Source organism: Corynebacterium halotolerans YIM 70093 = DSM 44683 (genome assembly GCF_000341345.1).
GTDB classification, from domain to species: domain Bacteria; phylum Actinomycetota; class Actinomycetes; order Mycobacteriales; family Mycobacteriaceae; genus Corynebacterium; species Corynebacterium halotolerans.
This window is the reverse complement of record NC_020302.1, coordinates 2,953,097-2,974,980: the sequence shown is the minus strand read 5'-3', so window position 1 is coordinate 2,974,980 and position 21,884 is coordinate 2,953,097. Positions and strand designations below refer to the sequence as shown.

Genomic DNA, 21,884 nt, shown 5'->3' with positions numbered 1-21,884 from the left:
GCAACGCGGGGAATCGGGGGTCGGCTGGGTAGGCTCACACGCATGGAGACCAGCCCCAACCCGCGTCCCGCGGACCGCAGTGACACCGCCACGGACCCCGACCAGCTCGAGGCGATGCAGGCCTCCGGGCTCCCGGGCGATGCGGCGCTGCGCGACGGCATCCACATCCTGACCTCGGTGGTGCTGGTCGCGGCGCTCGTGTCCTCGGTGCGCCTGCCGTTCAACGTGGCGGTGACCAATCTCCTGCTGTGTTCGTTGTTCGCACTGCTGTACTTCGTCGGCTCGGCGAACATCGGGCGCTGGCGGGAGCCCGCCCAGGTCGCCTGGGTCATCACGCTGACGGCCGTGTGGCTCGTGGAGATGATCGTCGCCCCGGTCGGCATGTACCTGCTGTTCACGCTGTTCTTCCTGTACCTGTGGGTGATGGACGACCTGCGCGGGGTCCTGTCGGTCGTGTTCGCCACCGCTGTGGCGGTGATCGTGCAGATCCCCGACGGCCTGACGGTGGGTGGCGTGATGGGCCCCGCGGTCTCCGCGATCGTCACCCTGGCCATCCACTGGGCCTTCCGTACGCTGGCGCGCATCAGCCGTGACCGGGAGCAGCTCATCCGCCAGCTCATGGACACCCGCACCCAGCTGGCGGAGACCGAGCACGCCGCCGGTGTCGCCGCCGAACGCCAGCGGCTGGCCCATGAAATCCACGACACCCTCGCCCAGGGTCTGTCGAGCATCCAGATGCTCCTGCACGCCGCGGAGCGGGACCTGCAGGCCACCGGGCTCAGCGGGGAGCAGCTGGCTGGCCCGCTGGAGCGCATCACCCTGGCCCGCACGGTGGCTGCCGACAACCTCGGGGAGGCCCGCGCCATGATCGCCGCCCTGCAGCCGGCCTCGCTGTCGCAGACCTCCCTCGCCGGCGCGCTGGAGCGCATGGCCGCGAACTTCGGGGGGACGGGCGGGGTGGACATCACCGTCGATGTCGACGGGGACGGCCACCAGCTGCCCATGCAGACGGAGGCCGCGCTGCTGCGCATCGCCCAGGGCGCGGTGGGCAACGTGGTCAAGCACGCGGGTGCCACCCGCTGCCGGGTGACGGTGACCTATGAGCCGGACGAGGTACGTCTCGACGTCGTCGACGACGGGCGCGGCTTCGACCCCGCGGACGTCGCGAAGCGGCCCATCGGCCTCGGTCACATCGGGCTGGACGCGATGCGCCGGCGCGCCGTCGAGCTGGGCGGGGCGCTCGAGGTGGAGTCCCATCCGGGCTCCGGAACGGCCGTGTCGGCGTCGATACCGCTGACGGAACCCGGCGACGGAGAGACTAGAATAGGGCGGGAAACGCCGCCGTCGGCGGCTGGATCTCCTGATGCTTCCGAGGAAGGGGCCTGATGCCGTCATGATCCGAGTGATGTTGGCTGATGATCACGAGATCGTCCGACTGGGGCTGCGGGCCGTGCTCGACGAGGCCGACGACATCGAGGTGGTCGGGGAGGTCGCCACGGCCGATGCCGCCATCGCCGCCGCGCAGGCAGGCGGCATCGACGTGATGCTGATGGACCTGCGCTTCGGCCCCGGCGTCGAGGGCACGCGCGTGACGACGGGCGCGGAGGCGACCGCCGCGATCAAGTCCGCGATGGACAACCCGCCGAAGGTACTGGTGGTCACCAATTACGACACCGACGCCGACATCCTCGGCGCCATCGAGGCCGGCGCGGTGGGGTACCTGCTCAAGGACGCCCCGCCCACGGATCTGCTGGCGGCGGTCCGGTCGGCGGCCGACGGGGACTCGGCGCTGTCGCCGGTCGTCGCGGACCGGCTCATGACCCGGGTGCGGACGCCGCGGACCTCCCTGACCCCGCGCGAGCTCGAGGTGCTCAAGCTCGTGGCCTCGGGTTCCTCGAACCGGGAGATCGGGCACGCGCTCATGCTCTCCGAGGCGACCGTGAAGTCGCATCTGGTCCACATCTACGACAAGCTCGGCGTGCGCTCGCGCACCTCGGCGGTGGCCGCCGCCCGCGAGCAGGGGGTCCTGTAAGCCGCTGCCCGGTTCAGGAGTGTGCCTCGTTGTAGGCGGCGATGATCTCATGGGGGATCTTGCCGCGGTTGGCGACGGCCTTTCCCTGCGACTGGGCCCACCGGCGGATCTCCCTGGGGTGGACGCGGGCACCTCCGCCGCGGCCGTGCGCGCTCGGGGCAGGGCGGGCGGCCTGGACGAAAGGCTCGAGAATCTCGCGGAATTCACGGGCGTTCTTCTCGGAGAGATCGAGAATGTAGTCGTTGCCGTCGACGCTGAAACGGACCACGTGCACCTGCTCTTCCGTGATGGGGGTGTTGTCGAGGTCGTCGAAGTACTGGGTGATTTCGCGGCGTGCCATAAGTGTTTCTCCTGCAGGTTTTTCTCCGGTCTCCCAGATGAGAAGGCCGTTCCTTTCGGGGTTGAGTTTCTGCTCTTTCCCGAAAGCCGTGGTGGATTAGGTGGAAAAGGCCGGAACAGATGGACGGAGCCGGGGAATCGAACGTCCAATGGCGTCGCTTTTATTCTACAAATATGGCGCCATTTCCGAAAGGCTGAGAAACACTCTAATAAAAAGGATCGACCTGCGCAGCAGTACCTCTCAGATAATATTTTTGATCGAAGCGGTAGGGGGTGCCTGCTGGGGTCAACGGGCAGGGAAAACGGCCTCCGAGCATGTCGGAGGCCGTTCGGGGCGAAGGAGTGGGGGCGCCGCTGAGCGGGGGCGATGGTGAGGCGATGGGGGATTATGCCACCCGAAACGGGGGTAGTTTCCACGTTGTCCGAGAGGATCGGCCGAAAGGTTTACCGGCCCTTCTTCTTCGCCTTTCCGCCTGAGAAAACACCGAGAGAAATGAAGAAAACGCCCGGGCCGCGGGACTGCCGTCTACCGCTGCCGGAGTCGCTCCTGGATCTGCTGGGTGACCTGGTCGATGTCCCGGGAGACGCTGTCGTGGGCCCGGCGGCGCTGCTCGGGGGTCATGTACTCCGCGTTGTCGACGGCCGCGCTCAGCTCGTCGAGGCGGTCGTTGACGTCACGGACGAAGCCGGGCATCAGGGAGGTGTCCTCCAGGTTGTCGCGTACTCCCTGGATGCGGGCCTTCAGTGGGGCACCGTGGCCCGCGAACTCGGCCAGCTGATCGGGCGTGACCCCCAGTTTGCGGGCGCGGGCGGCGATGAGCTGCTCGCGCCCGGCGGTGACGCCGCGGTAGACCAGCGGCAGGACGATCGGGAGCGCGACCCGCGCCGTGCCCGACCACTTGATGATCTTGCGGGCGCTGACTTTGCCCTCCTTGACCTGCTGCAGCGCGTTCTCGGCCATCTTGCGCTGGTGCTTGCGCTTGGCCTTCAGGCCCTTCTTCTCCGCCTTGAGCAGATCATTCTCCTGCTGGACCAGCAGCTTCTCGCGACGCAGCTGCAGCTTGGCCTCCTCCTTGGCCTCCTGGCGGGCGCGCACCTTGGCGGCCTTGATCTCGGCCTTGGTCCTGGCGCGGCTCTTGCGGATCTTTTCGAGGATGCCCATGTAACTTGCCTTTACTTCCCGAGTGTCGCTGTGGTCACGGTCGGGTTCAACATTACCCGTACCGGTGGGCTATGCTCTCGCCATTGTGGATGCCCGAGGAGAAGCCGTGGATGACGGGCGGTCGGGAACGGCCGACCGGGTCGCTGACCGCCTGCAACCCGCCGACCTTGTGGGCTGCGGATACCGCCTGGTCCAGCGGCGCCGGCACCCCGACGTGCCGCGCACCGAGGCAGCCCGCCGCCGCCTCGAGCGCCTGGCCCTGGCGCGCCGGATCGTCCTTGACGCGCTGCCGACCCGCCCCGCCCTCGGCGACGGCCGCTCACGCCGCTTCCTGCGCATCGACATCCCCGCCCCGCCGGTCAGCGCCGCCACCGAGGAGGAACTCGAGCAGGCCGAGTTCGACACGCTCGAGGCTCTCGCCGCGGAGGCGAACCTGATCACCGGCGCCACCTTCACGGGCACCTCCGAGGGGGCGGAGTGGCGGGTGGATGTCGACGTCCTCGCCCGCCGCCCCGACGGGACCTACCTGCCGGTCATCGTCAGCAACCACCGCGTCGCCCGCCCCCACGAGGCCTCGACCATGCCGATGGTGGCGACCTCGCGCCTCGGACTGAGCGAACCCATGGACGCCCCCTTCCGGCAGCGCCACCACGTCGCCGACGGCTACCGGCTCGGTCTGGCGGCCCGCGCCCTGGCCGAGGTCGGCCTCGACAGCGGATGGGGAGGGGCCATCGGCCAGGACCGCACGCGGGCCTTCATCACCCGCACCGGCGGCTACCAGGAGGCCCTGACGACCGCGCTCACCGCGCCCCTGCCCGACGCCCCGCGCCGCGTCAAGGAGTGCGCCTCCTGCCGCTTCTGGTCGCTGTGTGAGCCGGAACTGCTCGCCACCGACGACATCAGTCTCTTTCTCCCCGGTGACCGCGCCGCGAAGCACCGGGCGGAGGGTATCACCACCGTCAGCGGGCTCATCGACGCCCCCGCCGGGCAGGTCTCCGAGCTCGCCCGGGCGTGGCGCGACGGGATCCCCCTGCTGCGCCGGGTCGACCGTGCCACCGCGCCGCGGGCGGACGTGGAGATCGACGTCGACATGGAGGCCTACCTCGACCAGGGCGCCTACCTGTGGGGCACCTTCGACGGCGACGAGTACCGGCCGTTCGTCACCTGGCGGAAACTCGGCGGCGCCGCCGAGGCGGAGAACTTCGCCCGGTTCTGGGCCTGGCTGATGGGCCGCCGCGCGGCCGCGCACGCCGCCGGACAGACCTTCGCCGCCTACTGCTACTCCTCCCACGGGGAGAACCACTGGATGCTGCAGTCGGCCCGCCGGTTCGCCGGGCGGCGCTTCGGGGAGGTCACCGTCCCCGACGAGGATGAGGTCACCGCCTTCATCGGTTCCGACGAGTGGATCGACATCTTCCGTTCCGTGCGCGAGCAGCTGGCCGGGCCCCGGGGCCTGGGCCTAAAACTCGTGGCTCCGGAGGCCGGATTCACCTGGGACGACGAGGACTTCGACGGCGAGGAGTCGATCCACGCCCGTCGGGTCGCGCTCAGTGGCGGGCCGGAGGCGGAGGGGGCCCGGGCCCGGCTGCTGCGCTACAACAGCGACGACTGCCGCGCCACCGCGGCCGTCCGCGTCTGGCTCGACGCCGGCGCGCCGGGTACCCCGCTGCTGGGGGAATAGTGGCCCTGAGAAGTGCGCGGCTGCGCACTCTGCGCCGTGCGGCGGGCGTCGTCACGCGCCGGGGCCCTGGAGTCCGCCGAAGATACTGAGCAGCAGTGCGAGCGTGGCCACGCCTGCGGTGACCTGCCCCCACGCCGGTGTCGGATCCTCCTCCTTCGGGGAATCTGCCTCACCGGTGATCACCCTGCGCTGGGCGCGCACCGCACGGATCAGCAGCGGGAGGAAGACGGCGAGGGCGCCCAGACACAGGATCGAGGACACCACCCGCAGCCACGAGTGGTCCGTGGCCAGCCAGATGGCCAGGCCACCGTTGATGAGGGTGAGGCGGTACAGGCCACCGCGGTTGACCTCCCTCAGGCCCGCGCGGGTGGCGGCGGGGCCACCGTGCATGGTGGTGGGCAGCAGGTAGCTCATCACCCCGATCAGCAGCTGCGCGGCGAAGCCGATGAGCAGCTGATTGGTGGGCAGCGGAACGCCGCTGACACCGCCGTCGGCGAGGAACACCTGGACCGTCAGATGGACCAGGGTGCCCACCAGCCACAGCACCGCGAGCAGCACCGAGCCGGAGGCGTAGTTGACCCGGTCACGCGGGTCCTTCATCACCTCGCCGACATTGCGCAGCCACCCGGAGAGGCTGACGAGCCAGCCTGCCACGTAGACCGTCAGGCCGAGGCCCGCAGCGAGGAGGCTGTCGACGAGGACGCCGAACGTGGTGACGAGGACACCGACGGTGAGCAGGGTGAGGGTGGGCCGGCCGTGTCCGGCGATCCCCCTCGTGCGCCAGATGGAGGGGAACAGGACCGTCAGGGAGCCTGCGGCGGCCAGGCCCACGAAGCCGAGGACGTTGACCACCAGGTGGGCCAGCACCAGCCGGCCGTGGAGCCCGACGGCCGGATTCATGGCCAGCAGTGCGCCGATGACGGCGCCCACCGGCAGGCACAGCGCCGAGACCACATAAGCCAGCGCCGCCGGGCGGAAGCGCGTGCCCCGGTCGGAGCGCACCCACTGGCGGGCCAGGGAGACCGCGTGCCACACCAGCACCAGTCCCACGATCAGGGCGCCGACCTGCGTGATGGTCCAGTGCAGCTCCCACCACTCGCCCAGGATCTGACCGGCGAGGGTGACGACGATGCCGACGTTGAGCAACTGGATCCGCCGCAGCTGCCACGGGCGGGCTTCGTCACTGAGCCGCTGGTGGAGGAAGCGCTCGGTCAGGTGCTGGGACCACAGCACGATCGAGTTGGTCACCGCGCCCAGGGTGAACATGTGGATGAGCACCCAGCGGTAGTCGGGGATGAGCGTGTGGACCGCCCCGGCGACGACGAGCAGCAGCAACCAGACGGTGACCGGTCTGCTCGCCCGGCGGTGCCAGTTCCTCCTGCTCCAGCCCTTGGGGGACGGGGTGTGATCGGCGGCCGGTGGGACGCTGTCCATGTCGTGCTCAGCCATGGAATTCAACCTACTCCAGATTAATTACCGGACAAACCGTGGAATAGGGGGAGCACCCGCTCCGGACAGACCTACCCTCCGGCCCCTCCGACGGCGGGAGCGCCGTCGCCGGCATCGGCCTCCTCGCGGCGGGCCAGCAGCGCACCGATGCCGATGACCGGGGCCAGGGCCACCACCAGGACGAGGACGAAACCGCCCCAGGGCAGGAGCGCGAAGATGACACCCGCCAGCGCGCCGAGTACCGAGGAGCCGACGTAGTAGCAGAACAGGTACATGCTCGAGGCCTCGGCGCGGTGGTCGGTGGCGATCAGCCCGATCCACCCGGAGGCCGTGGAGTGCATGGCGAAGAAGGCGGCCGTGAAGACGAACAGGCCGGCCAGCACCAGCGGCAGCCAGCCGACGGCGGTGGCCGCCAGCCCCAGCAGCATCAGCGCGGCGCCGGTGAGCAGGACGCGCCCGCGTCCGTACCTCTCCGTCAGGGCACCGGCCCGGGTGGAGCTCCAGGTGCCCGACAGGTACATGAGGAACACGACGCCGACGAGCGCGGGGGAAAGGCCGAAGTGGTCGATCATCCGGAAACCGAAGAAATTGTAGAGGGAGACGAACACCCCCATGCCGATGAACGCCGTCAGGAACAGGCCCGCCAGCCGCGGGTTGCGCCAGTGCCCGACCATCGCCGTCAGCTCGTCCCGCAGGTGGAGCCGCCGCGGAGTGAAACGCCGCTGGCGGGGCAGCAGCACCACCATGACGACCGCGCAGGCGAGGGCCACCAGGCCACTGACCAGCAGCGCCCACCGCCAGTGCGTGAACTCGAGCAGACCGGCCGGGATGAGGCGGCCGGTCAGGCCACCGACCGTGTTCCCGGCGATGTAGACGCCCATCGCCCGACCCAGGTCGTCGGGGTGGAGTTCCTCGGACAGCCACGTCATCGCCACGGCGGGCACCCCGGCGATCATGACGCCCTGGAGCGCGCGCAGGGCGATCAGCATCGCGGCGTCCTGGGCGAGGGGCAGGAGCAGCCCCAGCAGGGTGGCCGCCACCGCCGAGACGATGAGGACGCGGCCGCGACCGAATTTCTCCGACAGGATCGACGCCGGCACGACGCACACCGCGAGCATGCCGGTCGCCGCGGAGACGGTCAGGGCCGCCTCGGTCGGGGTGATGTCGAGGTCCTCGACCAGGATCGGAAGAAGGGCCTGAGTGGCGTACAGGGTGTTGAAGATCGCCAGGCCGGCGGCGAGCATCGCGAGGACGGCACGCCGGTAGTCCCGCTCGCCGCGGCGCAGCCCGGCGGGCAGGGAAGGTGTGGTCGGGCTCACGGACATGTCTGTTATCGTCCCCCACCCGGGCTCATGAGTAAAATGACCGAAACAGCTGATTCCGATTCATGTCCCGCATGAAAAATCGGGGGGTGTCTCCCATGGCCGAACCGGGGCCCTCTGATCTGCGCGGTTTCCTCGCTGTCGCGGAGGCGGGCCACCTCACCGACACCGCCGCCATCCTGGGAATATCGCAACCCACGCTGACCAGGCGCATCCGCCGCGTCGAGGAGTTCACCGGCGCCACCCTCTTCGACCGGACGGGGCGGCGCCTCGTCCTCAACGCCCGCGGCCGCGCCTTCCTCCCGCACGTCCGCCGTATGATCGCCGAACTCGAGGACGGCGTCGCGAAGGTCGCCCGCCTGATGGACCCTGAACGGGGCGTCGTGCGCCTGGACTTCATGCACTCCCTGGGCACCTGGCTCGTGCCCGACCTGCTACGCGACTACCGGGCGCGCCACCCCCACGTCGAGTTCCGGCTCCACCAGGGCGCGGCCCGGCAGCTCGTCGGGCGGGTGCTTTCCGACACCGCCGACGTCGCGCTCGTCGGTCCCCGCCCGGAGGAGGCGGGAGGTGAGCTGGGCTGGCACCAGCTGCGGCTGCAGCGCCTGGCGCTCGCGCTGCCCGAGGCACACCCGCTGGCGGCCGAGGGTGCCGTACCCGTCAACCTGCAGGAGGCCGCGGAGGAGAACTTCATCGGCATGCTCCCCGGCTACGGCACCCGCCTCCTGCTCGACCGGTTGGCCGCCGAACACGGCTTCACCCCGCGCCTCGTCTTCGAGTCCATGGAGCTGACCACCGTGGCGGGTCTGGTCTCTGCGGGGCTGGGGGTGGCGCTGCTGCCGCTGGACGACCCGTACCTCGCGCCCGTCGGCATCGTCCTGCGCCCACTGGACCCGCCGGCCCACCGCGAACTGGGGCTGGTGTGGCGCGCCGGGGCCGGGGCCGCCCCGCCCGTCGACCGGTTCCGGGAGTTCGTGACGGCGGCTGACCGGGCGGATGGCGGCTGGACCTCCCGACGTGCCGGAGGATGAGGTGGTTCACCCGGGGTCGGCTCGCCCGGAACGCCCACTCGCCCGATTGCTTCCGGGCGGGGCGTGTCACGGGTGATACGAGCGGTGACTCCCCGGTGGGACGGTGGCCGGGCCAGGGGCACTCCGGCACAATCTGTTGTATGGCCACACCTTTCGAGCCCCATCACAATCCTGTGCCACCGCAGCGTTCCCTGCTCGAGGAGCCCGTCCTGGTGATGCAGCAGATCACCACCTTCATGAGCAATAACTTCGACATCCTCAACCAACAGGGCGACGTCGTGGGCGTCATCACCACCGGTGGTTCACCGCTCTCCCGGATGTTCACGGGCAGCCGGAGTCTCACCGTCACGGAGGCCGATGGTCGGCCGGTGCTCTCGCTCGAGGACACGGTGAACTTCGGGCGGGACACCTTCGAGCTCGCCGACCCCCACGGCGGCCCCCTGGCGCACCTGCGTAAGCGGTTCACCTTCTTCCGGCGGCGGGTGGACATGCACCTGGCCGACGGCACCGTTGTGGAGTTGCACGGCAGCGTCTTCGACTTCGACTTCGAGTTTCGGGTCGGCGAGCTGGTTCCCGCCCGGGTCACGCGACAGTGGACGGGACTCGGCAACGCTCTGCTCGGGCGCAGCCAGTACTCGTTGACCTTCACCCCTGACACTCCGCTCCGTCTTCGGGCGGCATTCATCGGCGGCGTGGTCGCGCTGGATCTCATCCGTGCGAAGGATGAGCGGGACTAGCCGGCACCGGGACGCCGGGGAGCACGAGGGATGGGAAGCGGAAACGCCCGCCCCTGGTGGGACGGGCGTGATGCGTGCGGGCCGGGCCCGCTGCAGTCCTAGTGTGCGGAGGCGGCGGCGTAACGCGCGGCGACGTCCTCCCAGTTGAAGACGTTCCAGACGGCCTTGACGTAGTCGGCCTTGACGTTCTTGTACTGCAGGTAGAAGGCGTGCTCCCACATGTCCAGCATCAGCAGCGGGGTCAGGTCGATGGAGACGTTGCCCTGCTGGTCGGTCAGCTGCTCGATGACCAGGCGGCCGGCGATGTGGTCCCAGCCGAGCACGGCCCAGCCGGAGCCCTGCAGGCCGGTGGCGGCGGCGGAGAAGTGCGCCTTGAACTTCTCGAAGGAACCGAAGTCGCGGTTGATGGCCTCGGCCAGCTCACCGGTCGGCTCGCCACCACCGTTCGGGGACAGGTTCTTCCAGAAGATGGAGTGGTTGGTGTGGCCACCCAGGTTGAACGCCAGGTTCTTGGACAGGGCGCGGATCTTGTCCGGGTTGGCGTCACCGTTGCGCTCGGCCTCCAGGCCCTCGAGCGCGGCGTTGGCGCCGGCGACGTAGGTGGCATGGTGCTTGGAGTGGTGCAGCTCCATGATCTCGGCGGAGATGTGCGGCTCGAGAGCGTCGTAGGCGTAATCGAGCTCGGGAAGTTCGTAGACAGCCATGTTCAGATCCTTTCGTCGGTGTCGCGGCCCCATAAAAGGAAACCGCAGTATCGCCGATTATAGGTGCGAATTTGCGTTCGGCAACGGATTTGTTTCCGAATTCGATCAGTTGGAAGATCGGCGGGCACGTATGCGTTTGTGTAGGTGCCGGTCGCAACGACCGGGCCCACGGTGCGACGCGAGTACAGTGGGACCCAGAAAGTCGGGCCCACGGCCTCCAACGCCGCCTGGACCCCACAGTAGCGATTTTGATGGAACGGAGCAGGAAATGTCCTGGATGTTCATGCGCACCCCCGAACTCGTCGCCCCCGAGGACGCACTGAAGGGCGGCCGCCATCCGGTGCTGCCCGACCCCGCCCCGCATGCAGTGCTGGGCACCCCGATCACCGGCCCCTGGAAGGACGGCCAGAAGTCCGTGATCGTCGGCATCGGCTGTTTCTGGGGTGTCGAGCGGATGTACTGGGAGATGGACGGTGTGGAGTCCACCTCGGCCGGTTACGCCGGGGGCGTCACCCTCAACCCCACGTACCGGGAGGTCTGCTCCGGGCGGACCAACCACGCCGAGGTCGTCGAGGTCGTCTACGACCCCGAGCGCATCTCTCTGCGGGAGATCATCGTCGCCGCCCTCGAGGCTCACGACCCGACCCAGGGCTTCCGCCAGGGCAACGATGTGGGCACCCAGTACCGCTCGGCGTTCTACACTACCGGTGATGACGCCGAGGCCGAGAAGGCCGAGATCCAGCGCATCGTCGACCACTACGCCGAGCAGCTGAAGGGGCACGGCTTCGGTGAGGTGACCACCGAGGTCAAGACGCTGGCGGAGACCGACTCCGGCGAGTACTACCTCGCCGAGGACGAGCACCAGCAGTACCTGCACAAGGTGCCCAACGGCTACTGCCCGCACCACTCCACGGGTGTGGCCTGCAGCCTGCCGGCCTGACAGGCGGAACCTTCCCGGACCTGTCTCCGGAGGACCGAGGGGCCCGGGTGGACGAGCTGTCCATCCGGGCCTCCGGCATGTCCGGCACCTGTCCGACCCCCGTCCCCACCAGCGCCTGGGCCGCCGGGCCCGTGACGCCGGAGGGCGGCCGTATGTAATATCGGCCACACCCGGACGCGGATGGCGCGCCCAGACCAGCCAGACCCGGATGTCTTCCGGATCGACGACCGAAGGGGACTCGATGACGAGCAGGGACAGGATTGCCGAACCATGGGGTACCCGCACCCCGTACGCTGCGGGGGAGTCATGGCCCGTGCGGGTCGACTCCCATCTGGAGGAGGGGCTCTCGCCCGGGGACGTGGACCGCTGGGTGCAGACCGCCTCCATCCTCCATTCCAACGGTGACGCCCTCGACGTCGGCGTCAGGGACGACCGGATCGTCGGGGTCCGCGGCCGCGCCGGGGACCGCGTCAATCACGGCCGGCTCGGGGTGAAGGACCTGTACGGGTGGCAGGCCAACTCCTCCCCGGACCGGCTGACACGGCCGCTCATCCGGCAGAACGGGGAGCTGGTCGAGACGGACTGGGACACCGCCATGGACCGGATCGTCACGCGCACCCGCGAGCTGCTGGAGGAACAGGGGCCCAGCGCCCTCGGTTTCTACACCACCGGTCAGCTCTTCGCCGAGGAGTACTACACCCTCGGCATCATCGCCCACGGGGGCCTGGGCACCAACCACGTCGACGGGAACACCCGGCTGTGCACGGCGACGGCCGCGGCGGCGCTGAAGGAGTCCTTCGGCTCGGACGGCCAGCCGGGTTCCTACACCGACATCGACCACGCCGACGTCATCGCCCTGTACGGCCACAACATGGCCGAGACGCAGTCGGTGCTGTGGATGCGGGTCCTCGACCGGCTCGCCGGCCCGAACCCCCCGAAGATCATCTGCGTGGACCCGCGCCCCACCAAGGTGGCCCAGCACGCCACAGTGCATCTGGCCCCGCGCCCGGGCACCAACGTCGCGTTGATGAACGCACTGCTGCACGAGATCATCGCCCACGACTGGGTCGATCACGACTACATCGACGCCCACACCGTCGGCTTCGACGAGCTGGTGAAACGGGTGAAGGAATACAGTCCGGAGACGGTCGCGCAGATCTGCGACGTCCCCGCCGAGCAGATCCGCGAGGCCGCGCGCATCCTGGGCACCGCCGAACGGCTGCTGTCCACCGTGCTGCAGGGCTTCTACCAGTCCAACCAGGCGACGGCCGCCTCCGTTCAGGTCAACAACATCAACCTCATCCGCGGCATGCTCGGCAAGCCCGGCTGCGGCATCCTGCAGATGAACGGCCAACCCACCGCCCAGAACACCCGCGAATGCGGCGGGGACGGGGATCTGCCCGGCTTCCGCAACTGGGCCAATGACGCCCACATCGCGGACCTGGCCCGGGTGTGGAACGTGGATCCGATGAGCATTCCCCACTACTCCCCGCCCACGCACGTGATGCAGATGATGCGCTACGTGGAGGACGGCTCGATCCGCATGCTCTGGGTGAGCGCGACCAACCCGGCCGTGTCCCTGCCGGAGCTGCGCCGCATCCGGTCCATCCTCGAACAGGAACGGTTGTTCCTCGTGGTGCAGGACATCTTCCTCTCCGAGACCGCCCAGCTGGCGGACGTGGTGCTGCCGGCGGCCACGTGGGGGGAGAAGACCGGCACCTTCACCAACGTGGACCGCACCGTGCACCTGTCCGAGAAGGCCGTGGAACCCCCGGGGGAGGCCAAGCCTGACCTGGACATCTTCCTCGACTACGCGCGCCGGCTGGACCTGCGGGACAAGGACGGGGAGCCACTGGTGAAGTGGCACGACCCGGAGTCGGCGTTCGAGGCGTGGAAGGAGTGCACCCGGGGCCGACCGTGCGACTACACCGGCCTGAGCTACGACAAGTTGCGCGGGGAGTCCGGCATCCAGTGGCCGTGCAACGAGGAGCACCCCGACGGCGCCGAGCGCATCTACGAGAACGGGCGGTTCTGGGCCGCCCCGGACTACTGCGAGAGCTACGGCAAGGACATGATCACGGGCGCCCCGCTGGAGCCGGACGAGTACCGGTCCATGAATCCCTCGGGCAAGGCGATCCTGAAGGCCGCCGGGTACATGCCGCCCCACGAGACACCGGGCACCGATCACCCCCTGCAGCTGATCACCGGGCGGACCCTCTACCACTTCCACACCCGGACGAAGACCGCCCGGGCCCCACAGCTGCAGAAGGCGGCGCCCGAGGTCTGGGTCGAGGTCTCCGCCGGCGATGCCGACCGGATCGGGGCCTCGGAGGGGGACCTCGCCCGGGTGAGCACTCCCCGCGGCAGCGTGGAGGCGCGGGTGCGGATCACCGGCATCCGTGACGGTGTCCTGTTCCTGCCGTTCCACTACGGGTACTGGGACACCGACGCCGGGCACCAACCCGACGGGTCGGGCCGGGCCGCCAACGAACTGACCATCACGGACTGGGATCCGGTGTCCAAGCAGCCCATCTTCAAGACGGCCGCCGCCCGGATTGAGCGGATCAGCGGTGGAACGGGAGCCGCACCGGCCCCGACCAACACGGCTTCCGCGCCACTCGTGGACGTCGGGGCCGGCACCGCCGGGGACGCCTCGGCGGTGGCGGACGAGGACATTGACCCGGCGACGAGGGGAGAGACCCGATGAAGATCGACCTGATCCTGCGGGAGCTGCACCGGTCCGAGAACGACCTGGCGCAGAAACTGCTGCACGTCTCCGAACGACACAAGGTCGACCACGAGATCTACCATCTCGCCCGCGACCTGGCCGGGTGGTCCCAGCACCACGTGCGCGAGATCGCCGAGATCGGCCGGGACTTCGGCCTGGATCTCGATCCCGAGCCCGAGGGCGAGCCCGGGTGGGCGGAGAAGCTGCGCGAGCGGGGCAGCGAACTCATCGGGCGTCGCAGCGAACCCGAACTGTCGATGCTGATTGACCTGCGGGAAGTCTACACGATGGCCGCGGGGGTCTCCGTCGACTGGGAGATGCTGGGGCAGGCGGCCCAGGGCATCAAGAACCGGGAGCTGCTCGACTGCACCAAACGGTGCCACCCCGACAACCTCCGCCAAATGCGGTGGGCCAACGGCAAGCTCAAGGAGGCCTGCACCCAGATTCTGGTCAGCTGACCTCCCCGCCGGAACCAGGCGGCCCCACGGGAGCAGACGCTCAGCGCGCCCACTCCAGCTCGGCCAGTGAGGCGATCACCGGCTCATCGACCGGGGCGCGCCGGTCCCGGCGCAGGCCCTCGCGCACCAGGTACATGCCCCGCATGCCGGCCCGGCGGGCCCCGACGACGTCATTGATCCAGTCGTCGCCGATCAGCACGGAGCCGGCCGCCTCGGCCCCCAGCCGTGCCAGCGCCGTGGCGTAGGCCTCGGGCTGGGGTTTCGCCGCCGCGAGGTCGGTGGCGGCCAGGACCACGACGCCGTCGAGAAGCAGGCCCGTGCGCTCGAGCTTGGCGGTCTGCATCGACAGCGCGCCGTTGGTCAGCACCCCGACCGTCGCGCCGCTGACCAATGCGGACTCCAGCGCTGGCCGGGCATCGTCGTAAGCGCGCCAGTTGGCGCGGTAGACCGCCAGGTAACGCTCATACAGCCGCAGCGCCTCCTCCTCGCTGAGATCGGGCCGGCCGAGGAACTCCCGGGCCCGTTCCACGCGCTGGCCGAGGTGGGATATCTGCCGGCGCTCGAAGCGGGTGAACCACCGGCGCTCGATCTTCCGCCACCGGTTCCACTGGCCGGCCGGCAGACCGAGTTCGACGCACCACTGGTCGACCCCCGCGCGGGCGGCGGCCGCGTGGTCGACGAGCGTGCCGTCCAGGTCGAACAGGACGGCGTGCGCGTGGTGCGGAGCCAGCGGACGTGACATGCCGGTCATTCTAGATTCACCCCGAGGTGACCGGACCGTTACACCCGCGTGAAATCTTGCGCCCCGCCCTGCGGAGGGCACCGGCCGGGGGTGACAATGTGGCCGTGACACAGGACGGCAAGCGCGGGCTCAGCCGCCGGGGCCTGCTGCGCGGCATACTCGCGCTGGGGGCCACGGCCACCATCCCCAGCTCGATCAATCGCGTGCACGCCTCGAACCACCAGGTGCTCGCCGACGCCGAGCCGGTCGGACTGCACGAACCCGCCCCCGGCGAGCACGGGGTGTTCATGCACGGTGTGGCCTCGGGTGATCCGCTGCCGACCTCGGTGATCCTGTGGACGCGCGTGACCCCCGATCCCGCGGCGGTGCTCGGATCCGGTCTCGGCCCGGCCGTACGCGTCGGCTGGGAGGTCGCCACCACCGAGAACTTTGCGACGACCGTCCGCTCCGGCACGGTCACCGCCACCGCCGCAGAAGACCACACCGTCCACGTCGACCCCTTCGGCCTCGAACCGGGCACTGTCTACTTCTTCCGCTTCACCGTCCTCGATGGCGGGCACGCCGGCCACGTCTCGCGCACCGGCCGCACCCGCACCGCCCCGGCCGACGACGCCGAGCCGGACGCCCTCCGGCTGGCCGTGTGCTCGTGCGCGAACTACGAGTCCGGCTACTTCGGCGCCTACTCCGATATCGCGCGCCGGGCGGTGGCCGGGGAGATCGACGTCGTCGTCCACATGGGCGATTACCTGTACGAGTACGCCTCCGGCGAGTACCCCGGAAAGCACGGTATTATCCGCCCGCACGTGCCCACCTGGGGCATCCGGACGCTCGCGGACTACCGCTCCCGCTACGGCCACTACCGCCGCGACGCCGAGCTGCAGGCCGCCCATGCCGCCGCTCCCTGGGTGGTGACCTGGGACGACCACGAGATCGCCAACGACGCCTGGTCTGGCGGCGCCGAGAACCACGGCGACCTCGACGGTGACTGGAGTACCCGCCGCGACGCCGCGATGCAGGCCTACCTGGAGTGGCTGCCGGTGCGTGGAACCTCTCCCTCCCGCGGTGGCCGCATCTACCGCACCCTGCGCTTCGGTCGGCTGGCCGAACTGCACATGCTGGACCTGCGCAGCTACCGCAGCGCCCCGGGCGTGCTGCACGCGGCCCGGCGCACCAGTACGGAGCGCACGATCATGGGTTCGGAGCAGTTCTCCTGGCTGTCCGCCCGGCTGGCCACGGCGTCGGCCCGCTGGAACCTCATCGGCACCTCGGTGATGATGGCCCCGCTCAACCTGCTCGCCCTGGAGGAGATGGTGCTGGATCCGGTTATCGAGCTGCTGGGACTGGACCTCGCCGGCACCCCGGTCAACGCCGACCAGTGGGACGGCTACGCCGTCGACCGCGCCCGCCTCCTGTCCCAGTTGCTCGACCAGCACCCGCACGGGCGCACGGTGTTTCTCACCGGCGACATCCACTCGGAGTGGGCCAGCCACATCGAGCACGCCGGACGGATCGTCGCCGCGGAACTGGTGTGCACCTCGGTGTCGGCGTCGAATATCGACGACATGCTCCGCCTCAGTGAGGACAACCCGGTCTCACGGGGCGCGGAGACGCACATGCTGCGGCACAACCCCCATATCTCCCACGTGGAGCTCGATGCCCACGGCTACAGTGTGCTCGACGTCCGCCACGACGGTGTCGAGATGTCCTGGCACCGGGTCGCCGATATCACGGTCGCGGGCGCCCCGATGCACGCCGGGCCGACGCTGCGTTACGACGGCGCGCGGCTGCGGGAGACGAGGTCTGATGAGTCGGCGCGGACGAACCGTGGATCTTTGAATGCGGCTCCTGGATCCCGATGAGAAATAGCGTTGTGGGCACCTGGGGCCAGCAATCCCGGATAACCGTTGAGGTGGCAGGTGGAGACGAGGTTATCGGTGCTGTGGTGTGAGCGCGGAGGTGGTGGGCTGCTCTGACCCGTGGGGTGGTGGGGCGGCGCCGGCGGGACCGGTGGAGTTGGTCGGGGCGAGCGCGAGGATGAGGAGTACGGCGGCGATGATTCCGAGGCCGACCCAGCCGAGCAGACCCAGTTGCTCCCCGACGATGACCACGGCGAGGATGGTCGCGACGGCCGGTTCCGTGAGGGTGACAGTGGTCGCGGTGCTGGGGGACACGCGGGTGAGCCCGAAACCGAACAGGACGTAGCCCAAGAACATGGGCAGCAGGGCCATGTAGCCGGCGACCAGGAGCGCCTCGGTCGAGGCGATCAGTGGGGCGCCGGTGAGCAGGAGAACCGGCATGAGCAGCAGACCGCCGCAGCCGAAGACGGCACCCATGGACGCGGATCGGCTGATCCCCTGGGTCATCAGCCGGTGGACCACCCAGGAGTAGGTTGCGTAGGTGATCCCGGCGATGAGTCCCAGGGCGATGCCCACGGCGGTGGGGACGGTGGCAGCCGCTGGACCATTCATCTTCGACAGGCACAGCAACACGCTGCCGAGAATCCCCAGGCCCGCGGCGATCATCCACCACGCGCTCAAGCGGCGTCGGTCGATGATGCGCTCCAGTATGCCGGAGGCCAGTGGGGCAGAGGCCAGGGAGACCACGGAGCCGATTGCGACACCGGCGTGGTGCATCGAGCTGTAGAACGCCAGCGGGTAGATCGCCATCGCCAGCGCGCCGAGCATGATCAACCGTCGGTGGGAGCGCAGGGAAGTACGGGCGGCGCGCAGCGCGAGCACGGCTATCACCGCCTGGAGCAGGCCCCCGATACCGAGGCTGGCCGCCCCGATGGCCAGGGGGCCGGCCTCGGGGGCGAAGGTCGCGGCCGTTCCCGTCGTCCCCCACAGCAGCGAGGTGATGGTGATGGCCCCGATGCCCAGGAGCCGGTCCCGCATCACAGGGCCTCGATGATGCGGCGAGCGATGTCCCTGGCCTGCTCCAGTCGGCCGAGATGACTGTCCAGGCCGGCCAGACTCACCGCTCCTTCCAACAGGAGCGCCAGGTGTTCGGCGGTCTCCTGCGCTCTCTCACGCGAGGTGATCTCACCGAGGTGGCTGGCCAGAATTGACTGAACTTCCGCCTTGTGTCGGCGGACCGCCTCGCGGCCCGCGGCCCCGGCAGGGAGCTCGGCCGCGGCATTGAGCAGCCCGCACCCGCGGAAACCGTCCGGCGAGGAGACCTCCGCATGATCGATGTAGGCGTCGAACACCGCCAGGACCCCGTCGGCCGGAGGGGCGTTGTTGTCCGCACAGGAGCGGTAGAGCTCCAGCCACTCCTGATGTCGGGCGTTGATATAAGCCAGCATCAGGTCCTCCTTCGAGGAGAAGTTATTGTACAGGCTCATCTTCGCCACACCCGCTTTCGCGGTGATGGTGTCGATCCCGGTCGCTGTCATGCCCTTGGCATAGAACAACTGCGACGCAGTCTTCATCAGGCGATTCCGTGCTGATGTTGTACTCATGATCCACCTCTCCCCGTAATTAGGTAGACCAGTCTACCTAATTATTTGTGGATGCACTGCCTCCGGAAACACGGGGCGGTGGTGACGGTGACTGATCAGGGGGCCCGGGCACGGTGTTACCGCCGCACCGAGTGCGTGCGGATCCACCGCTCGGCGCGGGCGACGACATCGGTGGTCAGCTCCACCCGCACGCCCTCACCGAGGACGGCGGCCCAGTAGTACAGCATCTCGGCGTGGTAGTTGTGCCCGTGCCCGCTCGGTGAGGTCGTCGAGGTCAGCTGGTCCAGGCCCACCTGCCAGGCGGTGATGAACGGCACCCAGCGCATCCCGGGGAAGACGTCGAGGTGCTGACCGGGCGGGGCGGGGATGCCGCGCGAGCCGGGCTCGGTCAGCCAGTCGGGGCGGCGCCAGAACAACCGGGAGTGGAACCACACGACCGGGTCGGAGGCGTGCTGGGCGATGATCACCCGGGGGTGGTCCCAGGCCCGCCGGTAGGGCCGTCCGGTGAAGTCCCGGCGCAGATGGGCGGGGTGGGCGACGAAGCGGACGTGGCGGCCGCCGTCGACGATCGGCAGCCGTTCCGGGGAGCCGTCCTCGCGGCGCCGCGTCAGATCCGCGATCAGGCGGGTGAACCGGGGGGCGCCGCTGAGCACCGCGCCATCGACGCGGTTGAGCAGGTCATCCAGGTCCTCGAAGGCGGCCGCCGTTCCGTAGGCACCGAGGGATTCGCCCGCCACGTAGATCTTCGGGCGGTTGTCCTCCGGCAGGCGCTCCAGTCGCTCGAGGACGGCGGTGATGAGCATCCGTGCGGCGGTGGCGGGCAGTTCGCGGTCGTCGAAGTAGGAGAAGGCACTCGGCAGGTAGGAGTACTGCAGCGCCATGGTTGCGCAGTTGCCGCCGGTGAGGAACTCCACCGCCTCCATCGACCAGTCGGCGATCCAGCCTGTGCCGGCGGAGGTCTGGATGACCAGGGTGTCGCGGTGGAAGGCGCCGGTGCGGTCCATCTCCGCCAGCGTCAGGTCCACCGCCTGGCGCAGCGTGCGCCCGGGCACCCGGCCGATGAAGATACGGATGGGCTCGCGCGCGAAGTCCAGTCCCGTCACCTCGGCGATATTGCGCGCCCGCGGCCCGCCGGAGAGCAGCGCCCGGCCCTGCGAGCCGACGGCCGTCCACGCCTCGAGCGACCACGGGCTGCCCGAGCGCTCCGGCTCCCAGGGCATGCTCGTGCCGGGGAAGACCGCCCGGTTGACCAGCTCCGCCTGCCGGGCCGCGCGGGCGAGGAAGCGGCGCAGCAGCACCCGGTCGCTGGCGACCCCGGCGAGCGCCCCCACTGTCGCAGCGGCGAGGGGCCAGCTCAGCCACGGCGGCAGGAAGTACCCCAGCCGACGGCTCATCCGGTCCACGCCCTGCTGGGCGGCCTCGCCGAGCAGCAGCAGCGCGCCGTAGCCGACGGTGCCGACGGCCGTGCCGACCAGCGCGTGCCGGGGACCCCGCCGGTTGCGCGCGCCGATGAGGTCGGCCTGCTGGCCCTGGCGGCGCAGACTCAGCACGGCCGCCACCGCGGTGACCGCGGCGAGCGTGACGTGGGTGGTGCTCAACGACGGTGTCGTCAGATGGGTGGGCGGGCGCCGGCCCGCGGCCGCGGTGAGCTTCCCCAGGCCCCAGGCGGCCCCGGCGGCGGTGACGTGGCCGACACCCTGGCAGATGGCGACGTTCGCGGCGGTGATCCACCAGGGCCGGGGCAGCAGGGAGGGCGAGATCGCCCACCAGGTCGCCACCTCGGCCCCGAGAATGCCGGCGCCCATGTTGTTCGGCAGGCGACGGCGGGTGGTCATCCGCACCCCGGGGGTCAGATCCGTGACCACCTCGAGGGCGAAGACCGCCCCGGTGAGCAGGCCGGAGACCGTCTTCAGCAGTACCCTGCGCGCCAGGGCCCGGCGAGACTTCGGCATGCCGCCGATTCTGGCAGAGACCACTGTTTCCCGCAGCGCAGGGCGGGCAGGGTGCCTACACTCGGAGGGGCGACACCGGGCAGGAGGGCGCGGTGATTCCGTCACCCGCCGGGAAGGCAGCGGTCATGAAGGAAACGGTCGGAAACAAGGTTGTGCTCGTCGGGGCGGGGGACGTCGGCGTCGCCTACGCCTATGCGCTGGTCAACCAGGGCACGGTCGATCATCTCGCGGTCATCGACCTCGACGAGCGGAAGCTGCGCGGCAACGTCATGGATCTCAACCACGGGGTGGTGTGGGCGGAGTCCCGCACGCGCGTGACCGAGGGGACCTACGGGGACTGCGCCGACGCCGCGATCGTCGTCCTGTGCGCCGGGGCGGCCCAACGGTCCGGCGAGACCCGGCTGCAGCTGGTGGACCGGAACGTGCGGATCATGGAGAGCATCGTCGGTGACGTGATGGCCAGCGGCTTCGACGGCATCTTCCTGGTGGCCGCCAACCCGGTGGACATCCTCACCTATGCCGTGTGGCGGTACTCGGGTCTGCCGGCGGAGCGGGTCATCGGCTCCGGCACGGTGCTCGACTCCGCCCGTTTCCGTTATCTGCTCGGCGAACTCCACGAGGTCGCACCGACCTCGATCCACGCCTACATCATCGGCGAGCACGGGGACACGGGTCTGCCGGTGCTGTCCTCGGCGACGATCGCCGGGGTGCCCCTGCGGGCGCAGCTGGCGAAGGATCCCACCCTCGAGGGGCGCCTGGAGAAGATCTTCGAGGAGGCCCGCGACGCCGCCTACCGCATCATCGACGCCAAGGGGTCGACCTCCTACGGCATCGGCATGGGGCTGGCGCGCATCACCCGCGCCATCGTCCAGAACCAGGATGTGGCGCTGCCGGTGTCCGCCCGCCTGGAGGGCCAGTACGGGCAGCGGGACATCTACATCGGAACCCCGGCGATCATCAACCGCCGCGGCGTCCGACGCATCGTCGAGCTGGAGCTGACCCCGCGCGAGCAGGAACGTTTCACCCGTTCCGCGGACACCCTGAGTTCCATCCGGGAACGGTTCTTCCCCGGATCGCCCGATGCGGGGGAGGTGCCGTGATGTCCGGCGCCGTCCCTGTCGGGGGGATGCCGACCGGGCCGTCCGGG

At 69.7% G+C, this 21,884-nt stretch carries 19 protein-coding genes; 10 read left to right on the top strand and 9 right to left on the bottom strand.

The annotated features are described in order from the left end of the window. Nucleotides 1–42: 42 nt before the first annotated feature. The gene (locus A605_RS13560; RefSeq protein ID WP_015402080.1) at nt 43–1,386 is read left to right on the top strand and encodes a sensor histidine kinase; all 1,344 of its coding nucleotides are present in this window, start codon (nt 43–45) and stop codon (nt 1,384–1,386) included. 7 nt (nt 1,387–1,393) lie between these two features. Beyond that, nucleotides 1,394–2,032, top strand: coding sequence for a LuxR C-terminal-related transcriptional regulator (locus tag A605_RS13555; RefSeq protein WP_015402079.1), 639 nt, complete (start codon nt 1,394–1,396; stop codon nt 2,030–2,032). Between the two features lie 13 nt (nt 2,033–2,045). Here A605_RS13555 and A605_RS13550 read toward each other — a convergent pair whose 3' ends face one another. Further along, complete coding sequence (locus A605_RS13550; protein ID WP_015402078.1) at nt 2,046–2,372, bottom strand: histone-like nucleoid-structuring protein Lsr2; 327 nt, start codon at nt 2,370–2,372, stop codon at nt 2,046–2,048. A 525-nt stretch (nt 2,373–2,897) separates the two neighbouring features. Beyond that, nucleotides 2,898–3,533: a DUF6474 family protein gene (locus A605_RS13545; RefSeq protein WP_015402077.1), complete on the bottom strand. Its 636-nt coding sequence runs from the start codon at nt 3,531–3,533 to the stop codon at nt 2,898–2,900. A 106-nt stretch (nt 3,534–3,639) separates the two neighbouring features. Between A605_RS13545 and A605_RS13540 the strand changes: the two genes are divergently transcribed. Further along, the gene (locus tag A605_RS13540; protein WP_015402076.1) at nt 3,640–5,214 is read left to right on the top strand and encodes a TM0106 family RecB-like putative nuclease; all 1,575 of its coding nucleotides are present in this window, start codon (nt 3,640–3,642) and stop codon (nt 5,212–5,214) included. A 51-nt stretch (nt 5,215–5,265) separates the two neighbouring features. Here A605_RS13540 and A605_RS13535 read toward each other — a convergent pair whose 3' ends face one another. Both A605_RS13535 and A605_RS13530 read right to left on the bottom strand, forming a co-directional pair. Beyond that, complete coding sequence (locus tag A605_RS13535; RefSeq protein WP_015402075.1) at nt 5,266–6,663, bottom strand: hypothetical protein; 1,398 nt, start codon at nt 6,661–6,663, stop codon at nt 5,266–5,268. Between the two features lie 71 nt (nt 6,664–6,734). Further along, nucleotides 6,735–7,988, bottom strand: coding sequence for an MFS transporter (locus tag A605_RS13530; RefSeq protein ID WP_015402074.1), 1,254 nt, complete (start codon nt 7,986–7,988; stop codon nt 6,735–6,737). Nucleotides 7,989–8,083: 95 nt separating this feature from the next. On the opposite strand from A605_RS13530, the gene A605_RS13525 reads away from it, so the two are divergent. After that, the gene (locus tag A605_RS13525; RefSeq protein ID WP_015402073.1) at nt 8,084–9,016 is read left to right on the top strand and encodes a LysR family transcriptional regulator; all 933 of its coding nucleotides are present in this window, start codon (nt 8,084–8,086) and stop codon (nt 9,014–9,016) included. A 140-nt stretch (nt 9,017–9,156) separates the two neighbouring features. After that, complete coding sequence (locus A605_RS13520; protein WP_149029449.1) at nt 9,157–9,753, top strand: LURP-one-related/scramblase family protein; 597 nt, start codon at nt 9,157–9,159, stop codon at nt 9,751–9,753. 98 nt (nt 9,754–9,851) lie between these two features. On the opposite strand, the gene A605_RS13515 is transcribed toward A605_RS13520, so the two are convergent. Then, on the bottom strand, nt 9,852–10,457 hold the full coding sequence (locus tag A605_RS13515) for a superoxide dismutase (protein WP_015402071.1): 606 nt from the start codon (nt 10,455–10,457) through the stop codon (nt 9,852–9,854). Between the two features lie 268 nt (nt 10,458–10,725). On the opposite strand from A605_RS13515, the gene msrA reads away from it, so the two are divergent. The 3 genes from msrA (at nt 10,726) to A605_RS13500 (ending at nt 14,583) form a co-directional block, all read left to right on the top strand. Continuing rightward, complete coding sequence (gene msrA, locus A605_RS13510; protein ID WP_015402070.1) at nt 10,726–11,397, top strand: peptide-methionine (S)-S-oxide reductase MsrA; 672 nt, start codon at nt 10,726–10,728, stop codon at nt 11,395–11,397. A gap of 241 nt (nt 11,398–11,638) precedes the next feature. Further along, nucleotides 11,639–14,104 (top strand): molybdopterin oxidoreductase family protein, encoded by a 2,466-nt coding sequence (locus A605_RS13505; protein ID WP_034990959.1) that lies wholly within the window; start codon nt 11,639–11,641, stop codon nt 14,102–14,104. Beyond that, nucleotides 14,101–14,583, top strand: a complete 483-nt coding sequence (locus tag A605_RS13500) for a hypothetical protein (protein ID WP_015402068.1) — start codon at nt 14,101–14,103, stop codon at nt 14,581–14,583. The genes A605_RS13505 and A605_RS13500 overlap by 4 nt, the downstream gene beginning before the upstream one ends. Before the next feature lie 40 nt (nt 14,584–14,623). Here the strand turns inward: A605_RS13500 and A605_RS13495 are convergent, their stop codons facing one another. Then, on the bottom strand, nt 14,624–15,325 hold the full coding sequence (locus A605_RS13495; protein WP_244428989.1) for an HAD family hydrolase: 702 nt from the start codon (nt 15,323–15,325) through the stop codon (nt 14,624–14,626). Between the two features lie 104 nt (nt 15,326–15,429). Between A605_RS13495 and A605_RS13490 the strand changes: the two genes are divergently transcribed. Continuing rightward, nucleotides 15,430–17,184, top strand: coding sequence for an alkaline phosphatase D family protein (locus A605_RS13490; RefSeq protein WP_015402066.1), 1,755 nt, complete (start codon nt 15,430–15,432; stop codon nt 17,182–17,184). 69 nt (nt 17,185–17,253) lie between these two features. Here A605_RS13490 and A605_RS13485 read toward each other — a convergent pair whose 3' ends face one another. The 3 genes from A605_RS13485 to A605_RS13475 form a co-directional block, all read right to left on the bottom strand. Beyond that, nucleotides 17,254–18,219: a DMT family transporter gene (locus tag A605_RS13485; RefSeq protein ID WP_015402065.1), complete on the bottom strand. Its 966-nt coding sequence runs from the start codon at nt 18,217–18,219 to the stop codon at nt 17,254–17,256. After that, a complete protein-coding gene (locus tag A605_RS13480) occupies nt 18,219–18,755 on the bottom strand; it encodes a TetR/AcrR family transcriptional regulator (RefSeq protein WP_015402064.1) in 537 nt (178 codons plus the stop codon). Before A605_RS13480 ends, A605_RS13485 begins: the two co-directional genes overlap by 1 nt. A 146-nt stretch (nt 18,756–18,901) precedes the next feature. Next, complete coding sequence (locus tag A605_RS13475) at nt 18,902–20,737, bottom strand: alpha/beta-hydrolase family protein (RefSeq protein ID WP_015402063.1); 1,836 nt, start codon at nt 20,735–20,737, stop codon at nt 18,902–18,904. A 125-nt stretch (nt 20,738–20,862) separates the two neighbouring features. Here A605_RS13475 and A605_RS13470 point away from each other — a divergent pair, with 125 nt between their 5' ends. Then, nucleotides 20,863–21,837 (top strand): L-lactate dehydrogenase, encoded by a 975-nt coding sequence (locus tag A605_RS13470; RefSeq protein WP_015402062.1) that lies wholly within the window; start codon nt 20,863–20,865, stop codon nt 21,835–21,837. Nucleotides 21,838–21,884 lie beyond the last annotated feature (47 nt).